22 protein-coding genes, 1 pseudogene and 1 other annotated feature are annotated in these 22,614 nt (G+C 35.1%); of the genes and pseudogenes, 12 read left to right on the top strand and 11 right to left on the bottom strand.

All coding sequences use genetic code 11. The annotated features are described in order from the left end of the window. Window positions 1-271: 271 nt before the first annotated feature. The 7 genes and pseudogenes from ACU8YW_RS25170 to nprB all read left to right on the top strand — a co-directional run bounded on the left by ACU8YW_RS25170 (window position 272) and on the right by nprB (window position 6,294). Window positions 272-769, top strand: coding sequence for a cation:proton antiporter regulatory subunit (locus ACU8YW_RS25170; RefSeq protein ID WP_001026071.1), 498 nt, complete (start codon window positions 272-274; stop codon window positions 767-769). Then, the gene (locus ACU8YW_RS25165) at window positions 770-1,969 is read left to right on the top strand and encodes a cation:proton antiporter (RefSeq protein WP_000380218.1); all 1,200 of its coding nucleotides are present in this window, start codon (window positions 770-772) and stop codon (window positions 1,967-1,969) included. Between the two features lie 80 nt (window positions 1,970-2,049). After that, window positions 2,050-2,651, top strand: a pseudogene (gene uptA / locus ACU8YW_RS25160) (undecaprenyl phosphate transporter UptA). Between the two features lie 129 nt (window positions 2,652-2,780). Next, a complete protein-coding gene (locus ACU8YW_RS25155; RefSeq protein WP_000422822.1) occupies window positions 2,781-3,215 on the top strand; it encodes a DUF3920 family protein in 435 nt (144 codons plus the stop codon). Window positions 3,216-3,327: 112 nt separating this feature from the next. After that, window positions 3,328-3,738 (top strand): MarR family winged helix-turn-helix transcriptional regulator, encoded by a 411-nt coding sequence (locus ACU8YW_RS25150; protein WP_000845460.1) that lies wholly within the window; start codon window positions 3,328-3,330, stop codon window positions 3,736-3,738. Between the two features lie 51 nt (window positions 3,739-3,789). After that, the gene (locus ACU8YW_RS25145) at window positions 3,790-4,485 is read left to right on the top strand and encodes a pirin family protein (protein ID WP_088064759.1); all 696 of its coding nucleotides are present in this window, start codon (window positions 3,790-3,792) and stop codon (window positions 4,483-4,485) included. 159 nt (window positions 4,486-4,644) lie between these two features. Beyond that, on the top strand, window positions 4,645-6,294 hold the full coding sequence (nprB, locus tag ACU8YW_RS25140) for a neutral protease NprB (protein WP_446894021.1): 1,650 nt from the start codon (window positions 4,645-4,647) through the stop codon (window positions 6,292-6,294). Between the two features lie 42 nt (window positions 6,295-6,336). Here the strand turns inward: nprB and ACU8YW_RS25135 are convergent, their stop codons facing one another. The 4 genes from ACU8YW_RS25135 to ACU8YW_RS25120 all read right to left on the bottom strand — a co-directional run bounded on the left by ACU8YW_RS25135 (window position 6,337) and on the right by ACU8YW_RS25120 (window position 11,614). Then, complete coding sequence (locus tag ACU8YW_RS25135) at window positions 6,337-6,654, bottom strand: metal-sulfur cluster assembly factor (RefSeq protein WP_000082523.1); 318 nt, start codon at window positions 6,652-6,654, stop codon at window positions 6,337-6,339. 117 nt (window positions 6,655-6,771) lie between these two features. Further along, complete coding sequence (locus ACU8YW_RS25130) at window positions 6,772-8,463, bottom strand: methyl-accepting chemotaxis protein (protein WP_426934181.1); 1,692 nt, start codon at window positions 8,461-8,463, stop codon at window positions 6,772-6,774. 226 nt (window positions 8,464-8,689) lie between these two features. Beyond that, entirely contained in the window at window positions 8,690-10,384 is a 1,695-nt protein-coding gene (locus ACU8YW_RS25125) for a methyl-accepting chemotaxis protein (protein WP_106383002.1), read from the bottom strand. Window positions 10,385-10,795: 411 nt separating this feature from the next. Then, window positions 10,796-11,614: a class I SAM-dependent methyltransferase gene (locus tag ACU8YW_RS25120; RefSeq protein ID WP_426934182.1), complete on the bottom strand. Its 819-nt coding sequence runs from the start codon at window positions 11,612-11,614 to the stop codon at window positions 10,796-10,798. Between the two features lie 114 nt (window positions 11,615-11,728). Then, window positions 11,729-11,999: a binding site (T-box leader), on the top strand. A gap of 51 nt (window positions 12,000-12,050) precedes the next feature. On the opposite strand from ACU8YW_RS25120, the gene metG reads away from it, so the two are divergent. After that, window positions 12,051-13,685, top strand: coding sequence for a methionine--tRNA ligase (gene metG, locus ACU8YW_RS25115; protein ID WP_340437838.1), 1,635 nt, complete (start codon window positions 12,051-12,053; stop codon window positions 13,683-13,685). 47 nt (window positions 13,686-13,732) lie between these two features. On the opposite strand, the gene ACU8YW_RS25110 is transcribed toward metG, so the two are convergent. The 6 genes from ACU8YW_RS25110 to ACU8YW_RS25085 form a co-directional block, all read right to left on the bottom strand. Further along, window positions 13,733-13,987 carry a hypothetical protein gene (locus tag ACU8YW_RS25110; RefSeq protein ID WP_000154152.1) on the bottom strand — a complete coding sequence of 85 codons (255 nt, stop codon included), beginning with the start codon at window positions 13,985-13,987 and terminating at the stop codon, window positions 13,733-13,735. Between the two features lie 79 nt (window positions 13,988-14,066). Continuing rightward, window positions 14,067-14,969, bottom strand: a complete 903-nt coding sequence (locus tag ACU8YW_RS25105; RefSeq protein ID WP_098857433.1) for an EamA family transporter — start codon at window positions 14,967-14,969, stop codon at window positions 14,067-14,069. A 140-nt stretch (window positions 14,970-15,109) separates the two neighbouring features. Then, window positions 15,110-16,552: a sensor histidine kinase gene (locus tag ACU8YW_RS25100; protein WP_426934183.1), complete on the bottom strand. Its 1,443-nt coding sequence runs from the start codon at window positions 16,550-16,552 to the stop codon at window positions 15,110-15,112. Then, window positions 16,530-17,195 (bottom strand): response regulator transcription factor, encoded by a 666-nt coding sequence (locus ACU8YW_RS25095; protein ID WP_000148835.1) that lies wholly within the window; start codon window positions 17,193-17,195, stop codon window positions 16,530-16,532. Before ACU8YW_RS25095 ends, ACU8YW_RS25100 begins: the two co-directional genes overlap by 23 nt. 364 nt (window positions 17,196-17,559) lie before the next feature. After that, on the bottom strand, window positions 17,560-18,021 hold the full coding sequence (locus ACU8YW_RS25090) for a L,D-transpeptidase (protein WP_097907648.1): 462 nt from the start codon (window positions 18,019-18,021) through the stop codon (window positions 17,560-17,562). A 30-nt stretch (window positions 18,022-18,051) separates the two neighbouring features. Next, the gene (locus ACU8YW_RS25085) at window positions 18,052-18,495 is read right to left on the bottom strand and encodes a DUF3978 family protein (RefSeq protein WP_000388758.1); all 444 of its coding nucleotides are present in this window, start codon (window positions 18,493-18,495) and stop codon (window positions 18,052-18,054) included. Between the two features lie 413 nt (window positions 18,496-18,908). Here ACU8YW_RS25085 and ACU8YW_RS25080 point away from each other — a divergent pair, with 413 nt between their 5' ends. Further along, window positions 18,909-19,523, top strand: coding sequence for a DedA family protein (locus tag ACU8YW_RS25080; RefSeq protein WP_088064752.1), 615 nt, complete (start codon window positions 18,909-18,911; stop codon window positions 19,521-19,523). 55 nt (window positions 19,524-19,578) lie between these two features. Here ACU8YW_RS25080 and ACU8YW_RS25075 read toward each other — a convergent pair whose 3' ends face one another. Next, on the bottom strand, window positions 19,579-20,373 hold the full coding sequence (locus tag ACU8YW_RS25075) for a hypothetical protein (RefSeq protein ID WP_097889589.1): 795 nt from the start codon (window positions 20,371-20,373) through the stop codon (window positions 19,579-19,581). A 164-nt stretch (window positions 20,374-20,537) separates the two neighbouring features. Between ACU8YW_RS25075 and ACU8YW_RS25070 the strand changes: the two genes are divergently transcribed. Genes ACU8YW_RS25070 through ACU8YW_RS25060 form a run of 3 tightly spaced genes read left to right on the top strand, consistent with a single transcriptional unit; the run spans window position 20,538 to window position 22,551 of the window. Beyond that, window positions 20,538-20,759, top strand: coding sequence for a helix-turn-helix transcriptional regulator (locus ACU8YW_RS25070; protein ID WP_087981953.1), 222 nt, complete (start codon window positions 20,538-20,540; stop codon window positions 20,757-20,759). Beyond that, entirely contained in the window at window positions 20,743-21,456 is a 714-nt protein-coding gene (locus ACU8YW_RS25065; protein WP_137035352.1) for a DUF3169 family protein, read from the top strand. Before ACU8YW_RS25070 ends, ACU8YW_RS25065 begins: the two co-directional genes overlap by 17 nt. A gap of 12 nt (window positions 21,457-21,468) precedes the next feature. Then, window positions 21,469-22,551, top strand: a complete 1,083-nt coding sequence (locus tag ACU8YW_RS25060; protein WP_199695830.1) for a site-2 protease family protein — start codon at window positions 21,469-21,471, stop codon at window positions 22,549-22,551. Window positions 22,552-22,614: the final 63 nt, after the last annotated feature.

The raw sequence follows: 22,614 nt of genomic DNA, 5'->3' as shown, positions 1-22,614 counted from the left end.
AATTATTTACATTTTAAAAAACTAAATGTAAAGCGAGAAAGAGGGGATAATTTGAAAGAAGAAACTTTATTGAAAGTAAGCCTTAAAAGTTTGAAAATGAGAAGTAATATATTTTTTATCATTACATCTTTAAGTATCTTTTTAGGAGCCACTTATTATTACAATAAAAGATTTCCAAGTCACAGGTATCCTGAATGGTTAGAATTTCTAAAATTGATTTAATGAACAAAAGACAGAAAATTCAAATAAAGAAGTTATGGAGGAGCTAAATATGAATATTAGAGAAAGTGAACTTCCGGGTATTGGTTATAAGTTTCAAATCGTTACGAAAGGTAACGAAAAGATGGTGATTGTTATTCATGATGATGGACGTAGAGAAATGTATCATTTTGATTCAGATCATGAAGAAAGCATCTCAAGTATTTCATTACGTGACTCAGAGGCAAGACAAATTGCAGCAATATTAGGTGGAATGGTATACAAGCCTAGAGCATTAGAAAATGTTGAAATGGTCTTTGAAGGTTTAGCGATTGAGTGGTTTAAAGTAGAGAATGCTGCTCCAGCGCTTGGAAAAACAATCGGTGATCTTGAAATAAGAAAAACATATAGCGTAACGATCATTGCAGTTATGAAAAAGAATATGAAAAAATTATTTAATCCAGGGCCAGAAACGGTAATTGAAGAAGGCGATATGCTTGTAGTTTCAGGCGAGAGAGAAGAAATTAAAAAGATTATTAATGAGTTACTTTCGAATAGGGGGACTGACTAGATGGATACGTTAATTTTTGAAGTTGGTACAGCGTTAGTATTAGTTGCAATTGCGGCAGTAATTGCTGGAAAGTTTAAATTCTCAGTAATTCCGTTTCTAATTGTTCTTGGAATGTTAGTAGGGCCACACGCGCCGACAATAGGTGTTATCGATTTCAAGTTTATTGAAAGTGCAAGTGTCATTTCCTTCCTTGGACGGATTGGGGTTCTGTTCCTTCTGTTTTATCTAGGACTTGAGTTTTCGATGAAAAAACTAATAAAATCTGGACGTTCTATTGCGATTGGCGGAACGATCTATATTTTAATTAACTTTTCACTTGGGTTATTATACGGATTTATAATGGGATTCCCTTTACTAGAAATCTTAATTATTGCGGGTATTATTACGATTTCTTCTAGCGCTATCGTTGCAAAGGTGTTAGTGGACTTAAGAAGAACTGGTAATAATGAGACCGAATTAATTTTAGGAATTATTATGTTTGAAGATATATTCCTTGCTGTATATTTATCAGTTGTCTCTGGTTTAGTTCTAGGGGATCATGCTTCCTTCCTAGGTGCTCTTACTTCAATTGGAATTGCTCTAGGATACATGCTTCTATTCTTTATTGTAGCTAGAAAGGCGACGCCGTTATTAAATAAATTGCTCAATATTAGTTCAGATGAAATTTTCATTATTGTAGTATTTGCTTCGTTATTCTTTATTGCAGGTTTCTCGGAAACAATTCACGTTGCCGAAGCAATTGGAGCACTTCTTTTAGGGTTAGTTTTCTCTGAGACAGAGCATAGTGACAGAATTGAGCATCTCGTTGTTCCATTTAGAGACTTTTTCGGAGCTATTTTCTTCTTTAGTTTCGGATTAAGCATTGATCCGTTTTCATTAGGCGGAGCGATATGGTTAACGTTAGGTGCTGTCCTTCTTACAATCATCGGTAACTTTGTTGCAGGAATGATTGCAGGGCGACAAGCTGGATTATCTCATAAAGCGTCAACAAATATTGGATTAACAATCGTTTCAAGAGGAGAATTCTCCATCATTATGGCCAATATCGGAATCGCCGGTGGTTTAATGTCAGTCTTGAAACCATTCTCGGCACTATACGTGCTTATACTATCCATCTTAGGTCCACTTCTGACGAAAGAGTCAAAGAATGTATATAAATTTTTAAATAAAATCTTTAAGTGGGATACGAAGACTAACTAATTTTAAAAAAATAAAAGTACAAGATATTTACTGCTTGTACTTTTATTTTTTGCAATGAAAAAAGTAAAGAGAGGTACATAATGTTAGGAGAGTTGATTCATTCCGTTTTAGTTTTTCTAGAAGGACTTGGTTATTGGGGAATTATCTTGGATTGATGTTAGAGGTTATTCCGAGTGAAATCGTATTGTCTTATGCAGGTTATTTAGTATCAACAGGAAGCATTACGTTTTGGGGCGCTGTCGCGTTCGGTACAATTGGTGGTGTAATCGCACAATTATTCATTTATTGGATCGGTCGATACGGAGGAAGACCCGTCCTTGAGCGATATGGAAAATATATTTTAATTCAAAAGAAACATATTGATTATGCTGAAGATTGGTTTAATCGTTACGGAACTGGCGTTATTTTTACAGCGCGTTTTATTCCTGTTGTGCGTCATGCTATTTCGATACCAGCAGGGATTGCAAAAATGTCACATGCTAAGTTTATTACGCTAACTACATTAGCTGTTATTCCGTGGTCAATTGTATTTGTATATTTAGGTTTTAAATTAGGAACAGAGTGGGAAAGTATTAATAAAGTAGCTGGGCCATATGTGAAATACTTTGCACTTGCTGCTATTGTTTGTGCAATTGGTTACTTTGTATTAAAAAAAATGATGAAAAAAAAAGTGATTACGTAAAAAGAATCTATGCTGACATAGATTCTTTTTTTATTGTCATTTTTCGAAAGGGGAAAGAGTAGGTTTAATATTTTACATATTGTGGCATACATATAGGAAAAGGGAGTTTGGAAAGGGGATTATAGAAAAATGGAACTCCAGTTTCAAAATGTATATCAACAGGTGGAGAATTGGTATGTGTTGGATTCGGAGCTTCCTTGGGATGTCAAAAGGCTTAGAGATGATTTGTTTTCACTGATTGAAGTATGTAAAACACCAGTTATTTTTTGTGATACGTGTGATGCGAATCATGTGCTTCTATCATTAGGAGAAGAAGAAGAGGAATTCTTATTCCCAGTAGGTGGTTTTTATCATAAAGAAAAACAATTAATTTTTGTTTGCATATGGGAAGAGTATGAGCAGGTGCTCAAAACACTACTGCATGAATTTCGCCATGCGATGCAGCATAAGAGGGAAGTATTGTATGTTGGAAGTGAATTGTACGAAGATAGATGGATTGAGAAAGATGCGAGAAAGTTCGCGGAGAGGAAGTTAGATGAATATAAAAATAGAAAGTTAATGTAAAGCATAGTGGAGAAATGGCACTGTGCTTTCTTTATTAATTACTAAAAGTAAGTGATTGACTTTTATAAAGTTTAGTTCTAAACTAATGGTATGAAATGAGCGAGGTGATAGAATGAAGACAGAAGATAGACTCGGATTACTATTATGGTTTCGTTTATCACGTTTTTATAACAAAAGTATTCGTGAGACGAATCAGCATTTGAAAGAATGGAATGTATCTGCCGCTCAGTTTGATGTGCTAGCTCAAGTTGGAGGACATAATCGTCTAACGCAGCAAGAGCTCGGAAATAAACTATTTGTTACGAAGGGAAATATCACGCAGCTATTAAATAAAATGGAGCAGCTGGAGTGGATTCATCGTGAACAAGAAGGTACTACAAAATATATTTCGTTAACAGAAAAGGGAAAAGCTTTATATGAAGAAATCGTCCCGCCTCAAGAAACGTTCCAAGCGGAGCAGTTTCAAAATTTAAATGTAGAAGAACAACATCAATTATTACAATTACTAAAAAAATTACAGTGAGAAAAATTTTAAAAATAAATCTTGAATTCGAGATAATATGAGGTGAAGGATATGTTTAGAAAAGTTGATCATAAAAATATGGGAAGAGCAAATCACGGTTGGTTAAATACACATTTTCATTTTTCCTTTGCGAATTACTATAACCCGAATAATATGAACTTTGGAGCATTGCGTGTAATTAATGATGACCTAGTAGCGGCACAAACTGGTTTTGATATGCATCCGCACCGTGATATGGAAATCATTTCGTACGTTGTAGATGGTGCTTTAACACATGAGGATAGCATGGGGAACCGCGGAACAATTGAGCGAGGACATGTTCAATATATGAGTGCTGGCACAGGTGTATTTCATAGCGAGCATAATTTAGGAAATGAAACACTACGTTTATTACAAATTTGGATTTTACCAGATCGTGCGGATCATAAACCAAACTATGGTGAGTTTACATTTGATTGGAGTAAGCGTGAAAATGAATGGTTCCATATGGTATCTCCAGTAGAAGGAGAGGCACCAATTCGTATTCACCAAGATGCAAATTTATATTCTTTATCGTTAGATGCTGGAAAAGAAATTCATTTTCCGGTGCAAGAAGGCCGTCAATTGTACCTTGTACAAATTGAAGGGAGTAGTGTAATAAATGGTGAAAATCTTGTTATGCGTGATGCAGCAGAAGCGATAGAAGAGGATATTCATATTGAAGCGAAAGAACGATCACACTATTTAGCAATCGAATTGAAAAAATAATAGAACGTTTATGGAAAAGAGGACATCGAATGGATGTCCTCTTTTTTTGAGTGGAATTGTCAGAAAAAACTTTCTCAATATTTAGAAAAAGGTATTGGCCCGGAAAATAAGAATTGTATAAAAGTGTCAAAAATCTTTATGGGAATGGGGAATGTTATAGTGAAAAAGCAAGTCATTTCATCAGCATTAGCGTTAACTGTTATAGCCGGAGGATTTGGAACATTTGGAGCAACGACAACGAAAGCGGAAGAACAAAAAATTCAATATCATCAAGAATTTAAAACACCTGCATACATAGGTGAAGAATGGAAAGCACCGGAAGGACTAGATAAAAAAGAGACGGTCTTTCAATATTTAGAGAGTAAGAAAGATATGTTTAAATTAGCAGGAAATATTGATAAACACTTCAATGTCGTTGGAGAGGAAAAAGATGCTGAATCTGGTACGACACATGTGAAGTTAGTTGAGAAGCATAATAACATTCCTGTGTATGGTTCAGATCAAACTGTTACACTTGATAAAGAAAATAATGTAAAAGCATTCTTCGGACAAGTTATTCCGAATTTAGAGGATAAAAATATTCCTGCGTTTGCAAATATTAGTGCAGAGCAAGCTGAAACGATTGCAAAGGCAGATATTGAAAAAGAAGTTGGTAAAGTAAAGAATTATGACGGTGTGAAAAAAGATTTATTTGTGTATGAAAAAGATGGGAAGTACTATCTTGCATACTTAGTTAAAGCATCGATTTCAAAACCAGCTCCAGGATATTGGCATTATTTTGTTGATGCAACGAATGGAAATGTGATTGAGAAATATAACGCTGTAGATCACATTACAGGATTTGGTTACGGAGTATTGGGCGATAGACAATCATTTGAAATTGCTCAAGATGAGAAAACAGGAGCGTTCAACTTATTTGATGGTAAACGAGGACAAGGTGTTCACACATTTGATGCAGAAAATATGGATGAAAACTTGTTTAATTTATTCTCACAATGGCTTGGATATACAGGAGAAGAGGTTGAGAGTAAATCTAAGTTCTTCGAAGATAAAGCAGCGGTTGATGCGCATGTAAATGCAGGAAAAGTATACGATTACTACAAAAAGACATTTAATCGTAACTCTTTCGATGATAAAGGTGCGAAGCTTATTTCTACTGTTCACGTCGGAGAAAGCTGGAATAACGCAGCTTGGAACGGTGTACAAATGATGTATGGTGATGGCGATGGAAAAACATTCATTCCATTATCTGCTGGACTAGATGTTATCGGTCATGAATTAACGCATGCTGTAACTGAACATACAGCAAACCTTGTTTATAAAAATGAGTCAGGTGCGTTAAATGAATCGTTATCTGATATTATGGGTGTCATGGTTGAGAAGAAGAGCTGGGATTTAGGTGCTGACATTTATACACCTGGAAAACCTGGCGATGCACTTCGTTCTCTGAAAGATCCAGCATCTATTCCAAATCCATTAAAACCAAGTGAAGGTTACCCAGATCATTACAATAAACGCTACATTGGAACAGCTGATAATGGCGGCGTTCATATTAACAGTAGTATTAACAATAAAGCTGCATATTTAGTATCTGATGGCGGAGAGCATTACGGTGTGAAAGTAACTGGAGTAGGCCGTGAAGCGACAGAAAAAATTTATTACCGTGCTCTTACGAAATATTTAACTGCGAACTCTGACTTTAAGATGATGCGTCAAGCTGCTCTGCAGTCAGCTGAAGATTTATATGGTAAAAACTCTAAAGCTGTACAAGCTGTAACGAAAGCTTATGATGCAGTAGGCGTAAAATAATAAGAGAAAAAGACCTGACTAGGATGTCAGGTCTTTCTTTATTTAGTCACGAATACCTAATGCGATTTTCGCCATACGTGACATGCGTTCTTTAGACCAGGGTGGATTCCAAACGACATTTACTTCTATTTCATTGACTTCAGGTACGTTCGTTGATAATACTTTTTTAACGTCTGATACAATTTGCCCAGCCATTGGACAACCGATAGAAGTCATCGTCATCGTAATGACAGCATTATTATTTTCATCTGCTGTAACGTCATAAACTAATCCAAGATTAACAATATCAACACCTAGTTCAGGATCAATAACAGCTTCTAAGTTTGCATATAACTTTTCTTCAAATGCTTGTTGTGACATGTATAGCACCCCCTACATATTAATGATATCGGTTCTCATTATAACGGATATATATATAATATGCAGGGAATGAGCTCAAAAAAATATTCCTCTTGAAAGAGGAATATTTTTTGAAAGCTATTCAGTCTTGAAATGAGATACGAGTTGATCTAATTCTTCAACTGTTTGTTTCATTTGTTTAGCAGTTTGTGTCATTTCATTCATCGTAATGACTTTTTTCTCAGCAGATTGTGCTGTTGTCGCTGTTTCACTAGATACTTCAGTCGAAATAGAAGCGATGTTATTCAGTGAAGCGTTCATTTCTTCAGCGCTTGCAGCCATTTCCTCAGCGGTTGCTGAGATGTCTTGCATTTGAGTAGATACTTTATTTACTTGTTCCACAATCGTTGTGAAAGAGTTGCCGGCTTCACGAATGACATGAATGCCTTCAAATGCTTCCGAACGGCCTTGGGACATCATAGAGCTCGCAGTTTCAGTGTCTTGTTGAATTTGATGTAGTAGTTGGTTAATATCTGTTGCCGCTGTTTTAGATTGTTCAGCAAGTTTTCGAACTTCGTCAGCTACGACAGCAAAACCTTTTCCTTGTTCGCCAGCACGAGCTGCTTCGATAGATGCATTTAAAGCAAGTAAGTTTGTTTGTTCTGCGATATTAGAAATAGATTGAACAGCTGTATCAATATATTTCGTGTGGGTGATTAGACGTTCGACCACTTCTGACGTAGCATTTACCGCGTCGTGTATCGTTGTCATTTGTGAAACGGATTTTTGAATAACTGAACTTCCATCGTTAGCCTGTTCAGATGTAGTTACAGCAAGTTCAGTTACAGATGAAGCAGATTCAGCAATACGCTGAACGCTTACTGTCATATCGTCCATTGCAGTTGAGCTTTCTTCCATACTAGAGGCTTGCGATTGAATATTTGCATTTAAGCTAGACATCGAGCTTTGAACTCTTATTGTTGCCTCGCGTGATATATTCGTCTTTTCTAGCATATTTTCAGAAGCGTTTTGTACTTCTACGGATGTTTTTTGAACACGATTGATAATATGTTGTAGGTTTTCTAACATTTTATTAAATGATGTTGCAATCGTACCAATTTCATCATTACTATTTACTTGTAGGCGGGCTGTTAAGTCACCTTCTTGAGATGATAATTCTTTTAGCTTACTATCAATTTGTTGAATTGGTTTTACAAGTTTACCAGAGAACCACCATGCAAGAATGATAGCTACGATAATACAAATAACAAGTGATAAGAAGATAACATATTTAATTTGTAGTGAAGATTGATCAATTTTTTTGATAGATTGATCACGTAACTTAGCTTGTTCATTACTGTAATTTGTGAAATCACCAATTACTTTATAAACAGAGCCATTCTCTGTAGAAGCTACTTGTAAAGCTTCTTCCCACTTTTGTTCTTTTGCAAGGATGAAGACTTTTTCTTCAATAAATTTTCTCCAAGTGGACCCTAAATTCATTGTATCTTTCACGGATTGAGAAATATTTGGATTAGAAAGAAGTTTATCTTTTGAATCCTCCAGACGTTTACTCATCTCGTTAAACTTGTCTAATTCTACTTGATCGTGTTGTAGTAAATAACCTCTTAAAGCAGAAAGTTGTACTTGATAAGCGTCTCCACGCTCTTTCAATTCTGTTGCTAGAGGAGAAATTTCTTTTTGTAATGTTTCAGCTTTACGAGATTGGTCAATAGCAAAAAATAAAATAAAAGCTAAGGCGATGCCAAATAAAGCGCAAATCGTTCCCATCATGAACATTAGTTTTTTTCGAATGCTAATAAAATTCATATGATAAAAAGCCCCCTTTGTGAAATCTTAGTATTAGAATTAATTAATGTAAAAAATCGAAAGAAAGCTTTACTCCATCTGGAATAAAGCTTTCCTCTTTCCTCTAGGAATTATAGCAGACGTAATGAGAGATAGAAAGAGATATTTTAAGGTTAAAAAAAGAGAGACTGTAAATCTCTCTTTTTAACAACTTGGAGCTCATAGAAGTATAAAGGAAAGTTTCGCTTTAAACGTTTGTTTTGAAATGAGAAACGAGAACTTCAAGTTCTTGTACGGTCGTTTTCATTTCAGAAGCTTTTTTAGCAACGACACTCATTTTATTTACTTGGTCACCAGCCGAAGTTGCTGTTTGTGATGTTTCGGCGGCAACTTCATTTGAAATAGAGGCGATGTTATTTAAAGCTGCATTCATTTCTTCTGAACTTGCGGCCATTTCTTCAGCAGTTGCAGACATTTCTTGCATTTGTGTAGAGACTTTGTTAATGTGGTTAACAATTTCCGAGAATGAAGATCCAGCGGTACGAATGACTGTAATTCCTTCCGAAGCCTCTGACTGACCTTGTGTCATCATTTCATTTGCTATTTTTGTGTCAGCTTGAATTTGATGAAGTAAATGGTTAATGTCAGTTGCTGCTAGCTGAGATTGTTCAGCAAGTTTTCGTACTTCATCGGCAACAACGGCGAATCCTTTTCCGTGTTCGCCAGCACGTGCTGCTTCAATTGAAGCATTTAAAGCGAGTAAATTCGTTTGTTCCGCGATATTAGAAATGGATTGAAGTGCAGTATCAATATGATTTGTATGTGTAATGAGTCGCTCTACTACTTGTGATGTAGCGTTAACAGCTTCGTTAATTGTATGCATTTGTGTAATAGATTTCTCAATGACTTTATGCCCACTATCTGCTTTTTCTGAAGTTGTAACAGCTAGGCTAGCAACAGTAGAGGCAGATTCTGCAATACGCTGAACACTCGTTGTCATATCGTCCATTGCAGTTGAACTTTCTTCGATGCTTGAAACTTGTGAACGAATATTATACTCAAGAGCATTCATAGTTTCTTCGGTTTTTGCTGTATTTTCCATAGAAGCAGTGGTTTCGATAAACACATTTTCAGACGCTTCTTTTACACTTGTGGATGTTTGTTGCACTTGTTTTATGATACGTTGTAAGTTAGCGAGCATTTGATTAAAGGAATTGGCGATATCACCAATTTCATCTTTACTCGTTACGTGTAATCTAGCAGTTAAATCGCCGTCTTGAGAAGCTAATTCTTTTAATTTCTCATCAATTTGTCGTATCGGTTTAACGAGTTTACCAGAGAACCACCATGCTAATAAAATAGATGTTAACGTACATGTAATGAGTGAGAAGAAAATAATATATTGAATAAGAGATGAAGAAGACTCTACGTCAGCAATTAATGCGTCACGTTTATCATTTTCTTCATTTGCATATTTAGTAAAACGACTTAAAAGATCGTTTACATAATCGGTTTGAGCTAAAGCGATTTTGGACGCTTCGTCCCATTTTCCTTCGCGAGCGAGAGGGAGGACTTCATCATCTATGACGCTTCGCCATTTTGCTCCCATTAAAATCGCCTCTTTCATTCCTTCTGGGAGTTTTTTATCACTTGTTACTTTCTCTCTAGTATCAGCAAGTTTCTTTCCTTCTCGGTTGAATTTATCCAATCCTTTTTGATCATGTGACAGTAAATATTCTTGTAAACCGGCAACTTGTGCTTGGAACCAATCACCACGTTCTTTTAAAATTGTTGCTCGTTTTGATACATCATTTTTTAACGTTTCAATTTCGCTTGCTTGGTTCATAGCGAATGAAAGAATAACAATAAGAGCAATACTAAATAAAGAAGAAATGCTTAAGAGTGTGAACAGTAGTTTTTTGCGAATACTAACATATTTCATCGTTACCCCTGCCTTTAAAAACTATTTATTATGATTTATAAATATTAAGAACGCCATTAATAAAAACATCATTATGAAGTTATTAATCTGTTCAATGAAAATTATAGCAGATAATGGAAGATGGCAGATTGATATGAGTAAATGTTCTTAAAATGTATACATTTGTATATCAAAAAGTTCATAAATAAAAATGAGAAATGCTATTGTAATTTGAAATAACATCATGTATACTTCTAATTAGTTGATAACGATTATCAGTATCAACTGTAACATTACTCTTCGTTATGTTGGTCATACCCCTTTTTGACGACGTAAGTCAGAGACGAAATGTTGAAATATCTTGTGTCCTATTCTACAGAATTATGGTAATCTCCAACCTCAACTTATATGCGTGAGCATGCAAAAAGGATCCTATCCGTGAAGGGATCCTTTTTTGCATGCTGTCGCAATTAATGTATATAAACCAGGCACACGATCTTCAATTTCTTCCGGTGCAGTAGGAGGGAAGACCCACCTTTGATGAGACCCGTGTTCTTCAACTAGTTTTTCAATTTTAAAATGTTCTTCCGCAAGTGTTGTAATAATTTCTCCTAGCGTCCAGCGACGGATGGTTGTTTTAGGTAATGATTCTTTCTGCGCTTCTGTCAGAAGGATGCTATAAGCAACATCATCTTCAATTAATTCTTCATCGAAATAATTTCCGTTAGCCCGAAATGATGGGTGGTCTACGCCTAATAATTTCGTGTAAACAGGATGATAGTCACGAAGGATAAGCGTTCCATCTCCTTTAAGCAAGGTAGCAATTTTTTTAAAGAGCGGTTTTAAATCTAGAAAGTAATGGAGTACACCAAGTTCCAGTAATACGATATCAAATGATTCGGAGAGCTGCACATTTAGTACATCAGAAACGACATACTGGATAGAGACACCTGCTGCTTCCGCAAGTTCATTTGCATATTTTGCATTACTTGCCGAAATATCAACAACTGTTACGTCAGCTCCTAAAAGAGCGAGAGCAACGGCTTTATTGCCTTTTGAACCGAGTAAATTAATAATATGTTTTCCTTTTGGAGATTGTATGTAGGGTAAATAGTAATCTACCTCGCGCACGGGATCTTTCATAAGCTTTTTCGCATAATCGGCCGGTGCCCCGTGGCGATTCGTCCAAGCTTCATAAGCAGCTGCATTCCAGCTTTTTTCATTACGTGCGCTTAGTTGTTTTTGATTCAATCGTATCACTCCTTTTGTGAACGTATAGTTATTCTATGAGAGGATAGGATTTCCTTTTCTTTCTGAATAAAAGTTTGATTTTTCTGCAATTAAGTCGTAAAATACGTGTTATATATATAAGCGTTGAAAAGGAAAAGTAGGATGAAGCCATTCTTTCCAGAGAGCTTCGATAGCTGAGAAGAAGCAAGAATATTCATTTGAACAATGGCCTTTGAGCTTCGTCCTGAACTTATCAAATGATAATAGTAGGCGGCGACGAGAGTTGGTACTCGTTATCAAAACCACAGTATAAGAGCATATAGCTCCGTACTTGTTAAGGCTAATTATGTGAGTAATTGGCGAAATAAGGTGGTACCGCGACTGTTTATACAGCCCCGCCCTTATCTTTTTTAAGATAAGGGCGGGGCTTTTTTATATTTAAAAGGAGGAATGTAAGATGAGTATTTTTATTGGAGGCGCTTGGCCATATGCAAATGGTTCGTTGCATCTTGGACATATTGCGAGTTTGTTACCTGGAGATATTTTAGCACGTTATTACCGGGCAAAAGGTGAGAATGTGTTGTATGTTTCGGGAAGTGATTGTAATGGAACACCGATTGCAATTAGGGCAAAACAAGAAGGTGTGACGGCGAAGGAAATTGCTGATAAGTATCATGAAGAATTCCAGCGATGTTTTCATAAACTTGGTTTTACGTATGATTGCTATACACGTACAGATAGTGAGCACCATCATGAAACTGTTCAAAAAGTGTTTTTACGTTTATTAGAAGAAGATTATATTTATAAAAGGACAGTGGAACAAGCGTATTGCGAAGCGTGTACGCAGTTTTTACCTGATCGTTATGTAGAAGGCATTTGTCCACATTGCCATGAAGCAGCAAGAGGAGATCAATGCGATGCGTGTTCAGCTATTTTAGATCCACTCGATTTGTTAGAAAAGAAATGTAAGTTATGTGGTAGTACGCCATCCGTGCAGGAAACAGAGCATTTCTATTTTGCATTGCATACATTTCAGGAACAAATTAAAAGGGCTGTAGAAACTGCAAAACAAGAAGGAACATGGCGTGACAATGCGATTCAACTAACAGAGAGATATGTAAAGGAAGGATTACTAGATAGGGCTGTGTCACGTGATTTACCAATTGGGGTACCAATTCCAGTAGAAGGGTATGAAGATAAAAAAATTTACGTATGGATTGAAGCAGTGACAGGCTATTATTCAGCGAGTAAACATTGGGCTGAAGAAACAGGGAAAGATGATCAAGAGTTTTGGGGTAGAGAAGCGAAAACATATTATGTGCACGGAAAGGATAATATTCCGTTTCATTCCATCATTTGGCCAGCGGTATTACTTGGAATAGGAGAAGGAGCAATTCCTCGTCATATCGTTTCAAATGAATATTTAACAGTTGAAAAAAGAAAGTTATCTACAAGTAAAAACTGGGCAGTATGGGTGCCGGACATATTAGAACGCTACAATCCAGATTCTATTCGTTACTTTTTAACAGTCAATGCACCAGAAAATCGTGATACTGATTTTTCATGGCGTGAATTCATTTACAGTCATAATAGTGAATTGTTAGGTGCATACGGAAACTTTGTGAACCGGACATTAAAGTTTATTGAAAAGTATTATGATGGCATTGTACCGAATGGAATGATTAATGAAGAACTGAAAGAGAAGGTAGAAGGATTATATATAAATGTAGGAGAATCAATTGAGCAAACTAAATTTAAAGTGGCGTTAGAAACAATATTTGATGCAGTACGTTTTGCAAATAAATACTTTGATGAGAGGCAGCCTTGGAAACAAAGGGAAGATAATCCAGTTTCATGCGAAAAAACGATTTATAACTGTGTGTATCTTATCGCTAATTTTGCAAATCTCCTTGAACCGTTTTTACCATTCTCAAGTGAAAGAGTTAGAAATACATTATCGATTGTGAACCGAAATTGGGAGCTTCAAAATACGTTGCCGAATAGAATTGATAGTGTGCAGCCACTATTTGAACGAATTGATGTAAAACAAATTGAGCATGAGATAGAAAAGCTATATGGAGCGGTAAAGTGAGATAGAGAAAAAGAAAAAGACCTTTCAAATCAATGAAAGGTCTTTTGTTACGCAGTAGGATTCTCTTTCTTATCCTTTAAGAAGAAAAGCACAGCAAGGATCACGAGAATAATAGCTGCAATATCATATGTTATTTTGAAAGTAGTATTAAAGTTTAAGTACTCTACTAAAGGGGTTTTGACTGCTCCAGCATATATGCAAATGGGAATGATGAGCACATCGTAAAATTTCTTTTCTTTCATATATCTTATTAGGAAGAAGATACACATAATGGCAAAAAAAGCTACGCTTAAAATAGTCATTTATACCTCCAAATAGATTTCAAATTATACCATATTGTAACTGTATTTACATTTATATGCAAGTTTCTATTTTCATGCACTATGCACTATGCACGCTTCTATGCTTCTTTGCTTTCCTAGAGGTAAGCAGCTGAGGAGTAAAAATTCCAAGTAGTATAAAGAGTATCCCAATCCACTGCATGAAGGTTACGACTTCATGTACAAGTGTAATAGAAGCGATAATGGCCGTTGGTAATTCAGCTGCTCCTAGTATTGTACTAAGTCCTGTTCCTACTTTCGGTACACCAATTGAAAAACAAATGACAGGTACGACAACGCCGAACAATCCGAGGAAGAAAGCGTATTTCCAAAGACCGGCTTGCAGGGTACCATCCGTTAAAAAGGTTGGCGGGAAGAATAGGCATACGATTAGAGTAGCACTTGTTGTCATAAGAAAGCTTTTCGTATAAGGTGGAACTTCTGTAGCAACACGCCCACTTGCAAAAACATAGAATGAAAAAGAGACAGCGGCTAATAGACCAAAGATAATACCTTTCGTGGAAAAGTTTTGTCCGAGACCTTCAAAGACACCGCCTGCAAACAATGTTCCAGTAAATAAAATAATAATAGATATAACTTTCTCACGGTTTGGTAATGTTCGATTAGCGATTGCTTCTATAACGACACCAATCCATGTGAACTGGAAGAGTAGGACAACAGCGATAGATGCTGGTAGTTCTTCTACAGAAATAGCGTAGAAGATACCAGTCATACTCATTGTTGTGCCAACTGTTAGTAAGGAAAAGAATTGCTTTTTTGTTACTTTATGACGTGAAACGAAAAGAACGAGCAGAAGAAGCCCGATCCATCCGAAGACATATTGTCCCCCTAATAGTTGATGTGCTGAAAATCCATCAATGAATCCGAGTTTGAAAATAGTTGAAAGTACGCCGTAGCTACAAGCTCCGAATAAAACAAGTAATGAATACTTAAATTTCTCCATGAAGATCCTCCTTTTAAATAATAAAAAACGCCCGCTATCCAAATAAGGATAACGGGCGAACGAAACAGAGTAAGATACTCTACAAAATTCCGCCATTCATACGAAGTATGAATTTGGGGTATGAAATTGTAGTAGGTTTTTTACATTGCTTTTGGGAATACAATAGAACATTTTACACCTTGAGGTGTGTTTTGTATCCCATAAGGAAACTGATGTTTATCTAATATTTGTTTTACAATATATAGTCCAAGGCCACTACCTTGTACTAATCCGTGTTTGCCAGGGTTTGCGCGATAGAATGGCTCAAATAAATGGGCGAGTTTATCCTCATCAATTTGTGAACCTGTATTTAATACTTCTAATGCATAACCGTTTGGCTTTTCATAAAGCTTTATATATACATGCTGATGGTCAATTGTGTAATGAATTGCATTTGAAATAATGTTAAAAATAGCAGTTTGAATAAATTTAGGGTCAGCTAAAATTTGTACATCTTGCTTAATGTTAGATTGAACATTTAATTGCTTTACAGATACAAAGTAATCTACTTTCTTCATAACATCCTCAATAATATTAGTTAATGAGATAACTTTTAAATCAGGTTTAAATTGAGGATTTTGTATTTTGGATAATTCCGACATTTTTTCCGTTAATATGTTAATGTCTTGCATCATTTCATAGGAACGTTTTAAATATTTATCTCTATCTTTATAAGCTCCAATTCCGTGAATCATGCCATCTAGTTGTCCCATAACGGCTGCGATTGGTGTTTTTAATTCATGGGAAACCATAGACATAAATTCTTTACGAGATTGTTCTAATTGTTGTTCCTTTTTGAGTTCATTTCTTAAATCTTGATTGCTTGCATGTAAATTCTTCACTATATTTGGGACCTGTGAAGCAGCTACTTGCAAATTAAAATCTGTTTGATCTGTATTTTTGTTAAGTAGCTTTTTATCTGAGAAATCAAGATTCATAATATCTTTTAAAGCATCACTCATAAATTGAAAAGGTTTGGCAATTAGTTTCGTATAAATTAAAGATCCGAGTAAAGATAATGCAAGCATTGTCGCACCAATATGTGGAGCTAATTGCTGCAGTGCATCTGCTAATTTTGGATAATCTTGTGTATCATTTGTGTTATTTGCTGCATTTTGTTTATGTAAGGCATCATTAGTAGCGACTTGCTTTTCCATTTCTGTAAGTGGAGTAGAAGTGCTGTTTTTCCCCGCAATATTTTGGGTATGTTCTTTTGCTTTTACAGTTTGGCTAGGCTGCAAAAGGTGATTTATGGCTGTAGAGAGTGCTTTATAATCTATAATAGAAGATTGGAAATTGGAAATCATACTCTCTGAAACAGCCTTACTTTGATTCGTTTTACTTTGGTCGTTTTGTTTGTCTGAATCCGCTTGTTCTGTAGACAGCGCTCCATTTTCTTTTGCAAAACGTTCTTTATCGTAGTTTGAAGCTAGAAAATAAATAATTTGATAAAGACAAAGTGATAAAAGAATACAAAATAATAAGGTTTTGATGAAAATATTTTTGGTGATGTTGTCTGTACTACGATTCGATTTTGTAGCCAATGCCTTTCACCGTTTTAATATAAGGAATCCCTAATTTTTTTCTTAAGTTTTTAATGTGTGTATCTATAACTCTTACATCACCATAATGTTCATAGCCCCATACCTTATTCAGCAAATCACTTCTTGATAATACTTTTCCCCGATTTTGCAGTAAAGTATATAAAATTTCAAATTCTTTTGTTGTTAATTCAATTTGATTACCATGAACATAAGCGGCATAGGCTGTAGAATTTAACATCAATTCATGGAATTGTAGTATAGTTGCAGCTTCTGCTTCCTTCGTTGCTGCCCTTCTTAATACAGCCTCTACACGTTTAATAAATACGGTGTAATGGAACGGTTTCGTAATATAGTCATCAATACCTAACTCAAATCCTTTAATTTCACTTTCTTCATTATGTAAGCCTGTTAACATAATGATCGGTACATCAGATTGTCCTCGCATAATTTTACAAATACTATAGCCATCTATATCTGGTAACATCACATCAAGGAGGACAAGATCGTATGAATTTTTTTGGAAAAGAAGAATACCTTCTGTTCCAGCGCCAACGACATCAACAGTAAAGTTTTGTGCCATTAGAAATTCACGAATCAGTTCTTGTATATCTGGGTTGTCTTCAATCACCAGTATATGCGTCATAGTAACACCTCCTAAATAACGCTTTTTACTGCAATATTCGAATTCATCATTTTTTGGATAACTCAAATTGTTTATACATATAATAAGCCCCCGCTATAAAGTCATCATGAAAGTAGCAAGGGGAATGGTTTAGAGAAACTGAATATTTCAGAATTACATTAGTTCTATTATAGTATGTATTGTAAAATTTATAAAATATTATAACTGTATAATTTTAATATCCATGTTTATCAATGTTTTGATATTGCTTAACGAAACCTATTCTTATTATATATGTAAATACAGTTGTTTTGCTACTGTAAATGAATAAATAAAATAAGCCAAGATATAAAATTCTTGGCTACACATAAATCTTGTTTTTAGGTTATTTTACAGTGACGGTAGCTTGCTGCTGAATACGCTCAAATAACCAGTGTATATCATTGTTATACATACGAATACAACCTAGTGTTGTCCATTTGCCGATTGCTTGATTATTGTTAGTACCATGAATCGCATAAGTTGTTCCGTAAGTTCCTGCCATGTTTAGTCCGAGCCAACGGTCACCAAGTGGATTACGTGGATCGCCGCCTTTAATTTTTCCTGTATAGTAAGGACGGTTTTTAATTTTATTAACGATTTGAAAAGTACCTTTAGGCGTAGGTGTGGATGCTTTTCCAGTAGCGACAGTAAAACTCTTTATAAATTGTCCGTTTTGATAATAATCCATTTTATTTAACTGCGTATTCACGATAAGCTGATCGTTTGTTGTAGCTGCCTCAGCATTTGTGAATGGAATAGTTAAAAATCCTAATGATAATAGTGCGCTTAATAATAGTTTTTTCATTATATTCTCCTTTTTACTATTGTAATAGTCTTACATACAATGAATTTGCAATCCTCGTAATACTTTATTTACATTTTCATCTAATGTTTCAAAGAAGGTAGTAATCTTTGGATTTTGTTTGTTGTTTTTATCAATAAGTAATCTTTCATTTAGTAAAAGTTCACCATGTAGTCCAAAACTTTGAACTTGAATATTTAGCTCATCTTCAGTTTCAGAAATAATTGGTAAGAAGTAGTGGAAAGCTTTCGTTGGAATGATGTAACTTTTACCAATCATGCTTTCTTGATTTGAATTAATCCATTTTTTCGTAACAATCTTAATGTTCTTTTTTGAAACGATAAAAGACAGTGTTGTAGATTTTGTTAAACTTACGTCAAATTCACTTGTTTCACATATGTGTAAATTAAAAACGGTTTCATTTTGATGAGATTCAACATTTGTATTAATAAAATCATGCATTTTATAAGCTTCCATTTCTTATTCACCCTTTTTTCAATTTCGAAAAACTACTTATATTTATTCAATTTAATGCTTAGTCATATATTGGTTAAATTTTTCAACAAATTCCGATATAATCTTACAATACGTATATGAAGCTAATATGAAGTTAGTATGAGTTTGTGGTGGTTTTTTATTGAGAACAAAATAAGGTGACTTTAATTGTTAAAAACTGGATAAAAAATGCATATTAATGCCCTTGTTTCGTCTGATATATAGTTGTTAGCTTATTTTAAAACGATAATGGATAGTAGCAAATAATGAACAGAAAACTTTAGTGTGAGCCTTACAAAAATGTAATAAAAATGTAAGCTATTGTGATAGTTATTTCGACAATTTTTTTATACAATAATAGTAAGAAGTTGTACGTGATTGAAAGGAGAGATGACATGGAATGGGTTCATGAATTATTTCAGCAGTACGGGTACTATGTTGTACTTGTTGGTTTGCTGTTAGAATATATTGCACTTCCGTTTCCGGGAGAGCCAACGTTAGCATATGCGGGGTTTTTAGCACAGAAGGGCGATTTAAGTTTACCGATTTTAATTATCCTATCCTTTATTGGGACAAGTGTAGGAATGACAATTCAATACTTTTTAGGAAATAAATTAGGTATGCCCTTTATTCAAAAGTATGGGAAATACGTATTTTTAACACAAAGAAAAATCGACTTAACAAGAATGTGGTTTGATAAGTATGGATACTTCCTTATTTTTATCGGTTTCTTTATTCCTGGTGTACGTCATTTTACAGGATATTTTGCAGGAATTATTAACTTACCATTCCGTCGTTTTGCGATTACAATTTACTCAGGTGCTCTATTTTGGGTATCATTCTTCTTAATCGGTGGTTACTGGTTAGGTGGCAACTTACATGATATTTTTGGAGTGCTAGAAGATCATATCGGTAAAATCATTGTTGGAGTTATCGTTATCGTAGCAACTACGTTAGGAGTACGTTTCCGCAAACAACTAAAACGAGTATTGTTACAAAACGCAAGTTAATATGGAATCCATTCTATGTCAGAATTTAGGAAGGCAGTGCAGACGCACTGCCTTTTTATTTTATATTCCAATCTATTCTCAACTTTCCTTTTAACTTATTGCCATTAACTATAATGTAATACGTTCCCGTCTTAATTGCTGCAAATTGGTATGTATTAGGACCGTTTGAAGCTAAATAATTTTCTTCCTCTTGAAACTCACTAGCCATTTTTACGGCTCCCATGTAGCCATCCGGATTTTCAGCTCGTGATTCAATGGTAAATTCTAATATGTCACCTCGTTTTAGTTCAATGGGGACTTTATGTTCACCACTAAAATGTTGAAAAGATGCTTCGAAAGAGTTTTCTGTTTTTGTTTCGACCCATTGTTCTTTTGATGTTCCAACCTTTTCTAGATCGATAAAGTTGATTGTGATAAATATAATAAGCATAATGCCTGGCACGACATATTGTATCCACTTAAGTTTTGTTGCTATAACTGCACATAAGTAGAAAAAAAGAGAACACACTGCTCCAATTGATCCGAGAAACAAGAACTGTATTAGACTAGCTTCTTTAAATATTAGGAATGGAAGAGAAAATAAATAGCCGCAAAAAATATAAAGGCATAATGTCTTCAGTCTTGTATATGTTTTTAATTTCAATTTATCGATGCAAATAGAACAAAAAATTGCATACGCCGCAAGAATAGGAGCGAAGGGAACATAAAGTAGTTCTCGTAATCCAGCTAAGAAACTATATAATGTTTGTTGACTAGTTGTTAAGAGAAGCGTGCTAATAAGTAATAATAATAATAATAAAGCTGCTGTAAGCTTAGTAAGAACGTAAGAAAAGGTAGATGTTTTCTTCATATGGAACCTCCTTTGTTTAATATTTCACATTCATTATATAAGTTATTTTCATCATAATACATCTTTATTTTTGTCAATTATTATAGTCGTAATGACAATTATAATTGACAAAAATAAGGATATTATTTACAATTTTAATTAAATAAATGAAAAAGAGGGAAGACATGAAGCTTCAAAATCGAGTGAGGGAATTGCGAGCAAAGCATCGTTTATCACAAGGGGATTTAGGGAAAGCGATTGGATCATCACGGCAAACGATTAGTTTAATTGAGCGCGGGGATTATGCACCATCTATTGTATTGTCGCTAAAAATCGCACAAATTTTCAACGTACCGGTGGAGGAAATATTTGCGTTAGTGGAGGGGGAAGATGGAGATGAAGAGTAAAGTAAAGGGGAAAATTTTGGCTATACTGAAGTTGTTAGTAGGAGCGGTATGCGGTGGATTTATAGGGTATGTAGTAGGAGATATTGCAACAGAGGGAACTAGTAAAATATCTCCTGTTATTAGCATTGGCATGATGAGTTTATTTGGCGTAATAGCTATATATTATATTTGGAAGCGTACAAGAGCGCTCGCACAAACGAAAGATGAAGAAGAAAATGTTAAGGGACGAAGATTAGGAATAGCACTTATTTATTTTCGAGTAATGGAAATTGTTATTCCATCATGGTTTGTTTGCTCAGTTATCGCTTTTTATAGAACGTATACAAGTGAGGGAAACTTGCTCTTTGTTAGTGTAAGTATTGTGGTATCTACAGTGTGCTTTATTGCTATAACTTGGTTAGGATCTGTAATGAGGAAAAGGTATAACGCTCTATATCCAGAACAGAGTGTTACGTATTCTCAGTCAATGGAAATGTGGGCAAAGAATGCAGATGAGGGGCAAAAACAAATTGTTCATGAAGCGGGATATAAGGCATACCAATATACAAATATGACACTTGCCTGTGCGTGGTTAGCGGCGATTGTGTATGCACTTTTAGATGGGAAAGATTATTTTATGGTCATTATGATTTCGTTCGTTTGGGTATTACATGTTGGAACATATATGTACGAAATGCATAGAAAAATGATTTATTAAGGGGAGAAAAAGGTGGATATTTTAAGAAGGCCAGCTGGTTCACTGACAGTGGCGCTCATTCTGTCCATTTTATACGGAGTGATCCGAACTGGGAAATTAGAAACAATGTTGAATATATGGGCATTATTGGGGATTTTTCTGGCAGTGGTAATCATTCATGAGTTAGGACATGTCGTATTCGGCGTAATAGGTGGTTTGACATTTAAATTTATGACAGTAGGGCCTATTACTGTTCAAAAAGAGAGGGGAAAAGTACGCATTCGAGAAAATAAATTATGGGCGTACTTCGGAGGCGTGGCAATGTTAATACCGCCTTCTATAGTAACACCTAACCTTTCAAAAAAATGGGCATGGATGACTTTAGGTGGACCAATTACAAGTTTACTATTTGGTATTACTTTTGGTTACATATACATGGTGAGTTATTATCAATATCTTTTATATTTTTCTGTTTTCCATTTTATAATTTTTGCGGTTACAATCGCGCCGATAAAAGGAACGCTTATGAGCGATGGTATGCAATTTCTTATTCTAATTAAAGATGATGAAAAGGCGAAGCAGCATGTATATAACATTCAAGTATCGAGTGAGTTATTTAGTTATAAGAGGCCGAAAGATTGGGATAAGAGATTAGTAGAACTTAGCGAAGATAAAATAAAAGAAAATAAAAATATAAGAGAGATCATGAGCGGACTTATGCTCGTCTTCCTTGCCCGATCGGATCAAAAGGGAATGGAAAGAGCAATACTATATGTAGAACAAGTCGCCCAACTTTCTGTCACGAAAGAAAATAAATATTTTGTTAGTAGTTTTCATAGTTGGTATCTTTTATATAAAGCTCTTTATCAGATGGATAGTCTTTCTCTGCAAGAAGCGAAGGAACATGGGAAGGCCATTACAAAAGTGGACTTACATGGGTATTATCGCACACAAGGAATTGTTAAATATTTAGAGGGCGATATGGAAGCGTCCCACACTTATATGAGGAAAGCAGACAAAGAATTAAAGAGTGCCGAGAAGAGTGAAATAGGATATTTACAATTAGAGAGAGAATGGTTTGAGCAGCTGAAAGAGAGGGTATCTTACGATGGGTGAGGTATCCTCTTTTTTCTATGTCGTCTTATGCCGTTCCATAAAAAGTCTGGGGCGAGTAAAATA

This window comes from Bacillus pretiosus, from assembly GCF_052947655.1.
Note: the sequence above shows the minus strand (reverse complement) of the source record. Positions and strands in the feature narration are given on the sequence as shown.

Bases quoted from the DNA above. Each gene is read 5' to 3' on its own strand.
- ACU8YW_RS25170 (WP_001026071.1), top strand. From the start codon at position 272: ATGAATATTAGAGAAAGTGAACTTCCGGGTATTGGTTATAAGTTTCAA.
- ACU8YW_RS25165 (WP_000380218.1), top strand. From the start codon at position 770: ATGGATACGTTAATTTTTGAAGTTGGTACAGCGTTAGTATTAGTTGCA.
- ACU8YW_RS25155 (WP_000422822.1), top strand. From the start codon at position 2,781: ATGGAACTCCAGTTTCAAAATGTATATCAACAGGTGGAGAATTGGTAT.
- ACU8YW_RS25150 (WP_000845460.1), top strand. From the start codon at position 3,328: ATGAAGACAGAAGATAGACTCGGATTACTATTATGGTTTCGTTTATCA.
- ACU8YW_RS25145 (WP_088064759.1), top strand. From the start codon at position 3,790: ATGTTTAGAAAAGTTGATCATAAAAATATGGGAAGAGCAAATCACGGT.
- ACU8YW_RS25135 (WP_000082523.1), bottom strand. From the start codon at position 6,654: ATGTCACAACAAGCATTTGAAGAAAAGTTATATGCAAACTTAGAAGCT.
- ACU8YW_RS25130 (WP_426934181.1), bottom strand. From the start codon at position 8,463: ATGAATTTTATTAGCATTCGAAAAAAACTAATGTTCATGATGGGAACG.
- ACU8YW_RS25125 (WP_106383002.1), bottom strand. From the start codon at position 10,384: ATGAAATATGTTAGTATTCGCAAAAAACTACTGTTCACACTCTTAAGC.
- metG (WP_340437838.1), top strand. From the start codon at position 12,051: ATGAGTATTTTTATTGGAGGCGCTTGGCCATATGCAAATGGTTCGTTG.
- ACU8YW_RS25110 (WP_000154152.1), bottom strand. From the start codon at position 13,987: ATGACTATTTTAAGCGTAGCTTTTTTTGCCATTATGTGTATCTTCTTC.
- ACU8YW_RS25105 (WP_098857433.1), bottom strand. From the start codon at position 14,969: ATGGAGAAATTTAAGTATTCATTACTTGTTTTATTCGGAGCTTGTAGC.
- ACU8YW_RS25095 (WP_000148835.1), bottom strand. From the start codon at position 17,195: ATGACGCATATACTGGTGATTGAAGACAACCCAGATATACAAGAACTG.
- ACU8YW_RS25090 (WP_097907648.1), bottom strand. From the start codon at position 18,021: ATGAAAAAACTATTATTAAGCGCACTATTATCATTAGGATTTTTAACT.
- ACU8YW_RS25085 (WP_000388758.1), bottom strand. From the start codon at position 18,495: ATGGAAGCTTATAAAATGCATGATTTTATTAATACAAATGTTGAATCT.
- ACU8YW_RS25080 (WP_088064752.1), top strand. From the start codon at position 18,909: ATGGAATGGGTTCATGAATTATTTCAGCAGTACGGGTACTATGTTGTA.
- ACU8YW_RS25075 (WP_097889589.1), bottom strand. From the start codon at position 20,373: ATGAAGAAAACATCTACCTTTTCTTACGTTCTTACTAAGCTTACAGCA.
- ACU8YW_RS25070 (WP_087981953.1), top strand. From the start codon at position 20,538: ATGAAGCTTCAAAATCGAGTGAGGGAATTGCGAGCAAAGCATCGTTTA.
- ACU8YW_RS25065 (WP_137035352.1), top strand. From the start codon at position 20,743: ATGGAGATGAAGAGTAAAGTAAAGGGGAAAATTTTGGCTATACTGAAG.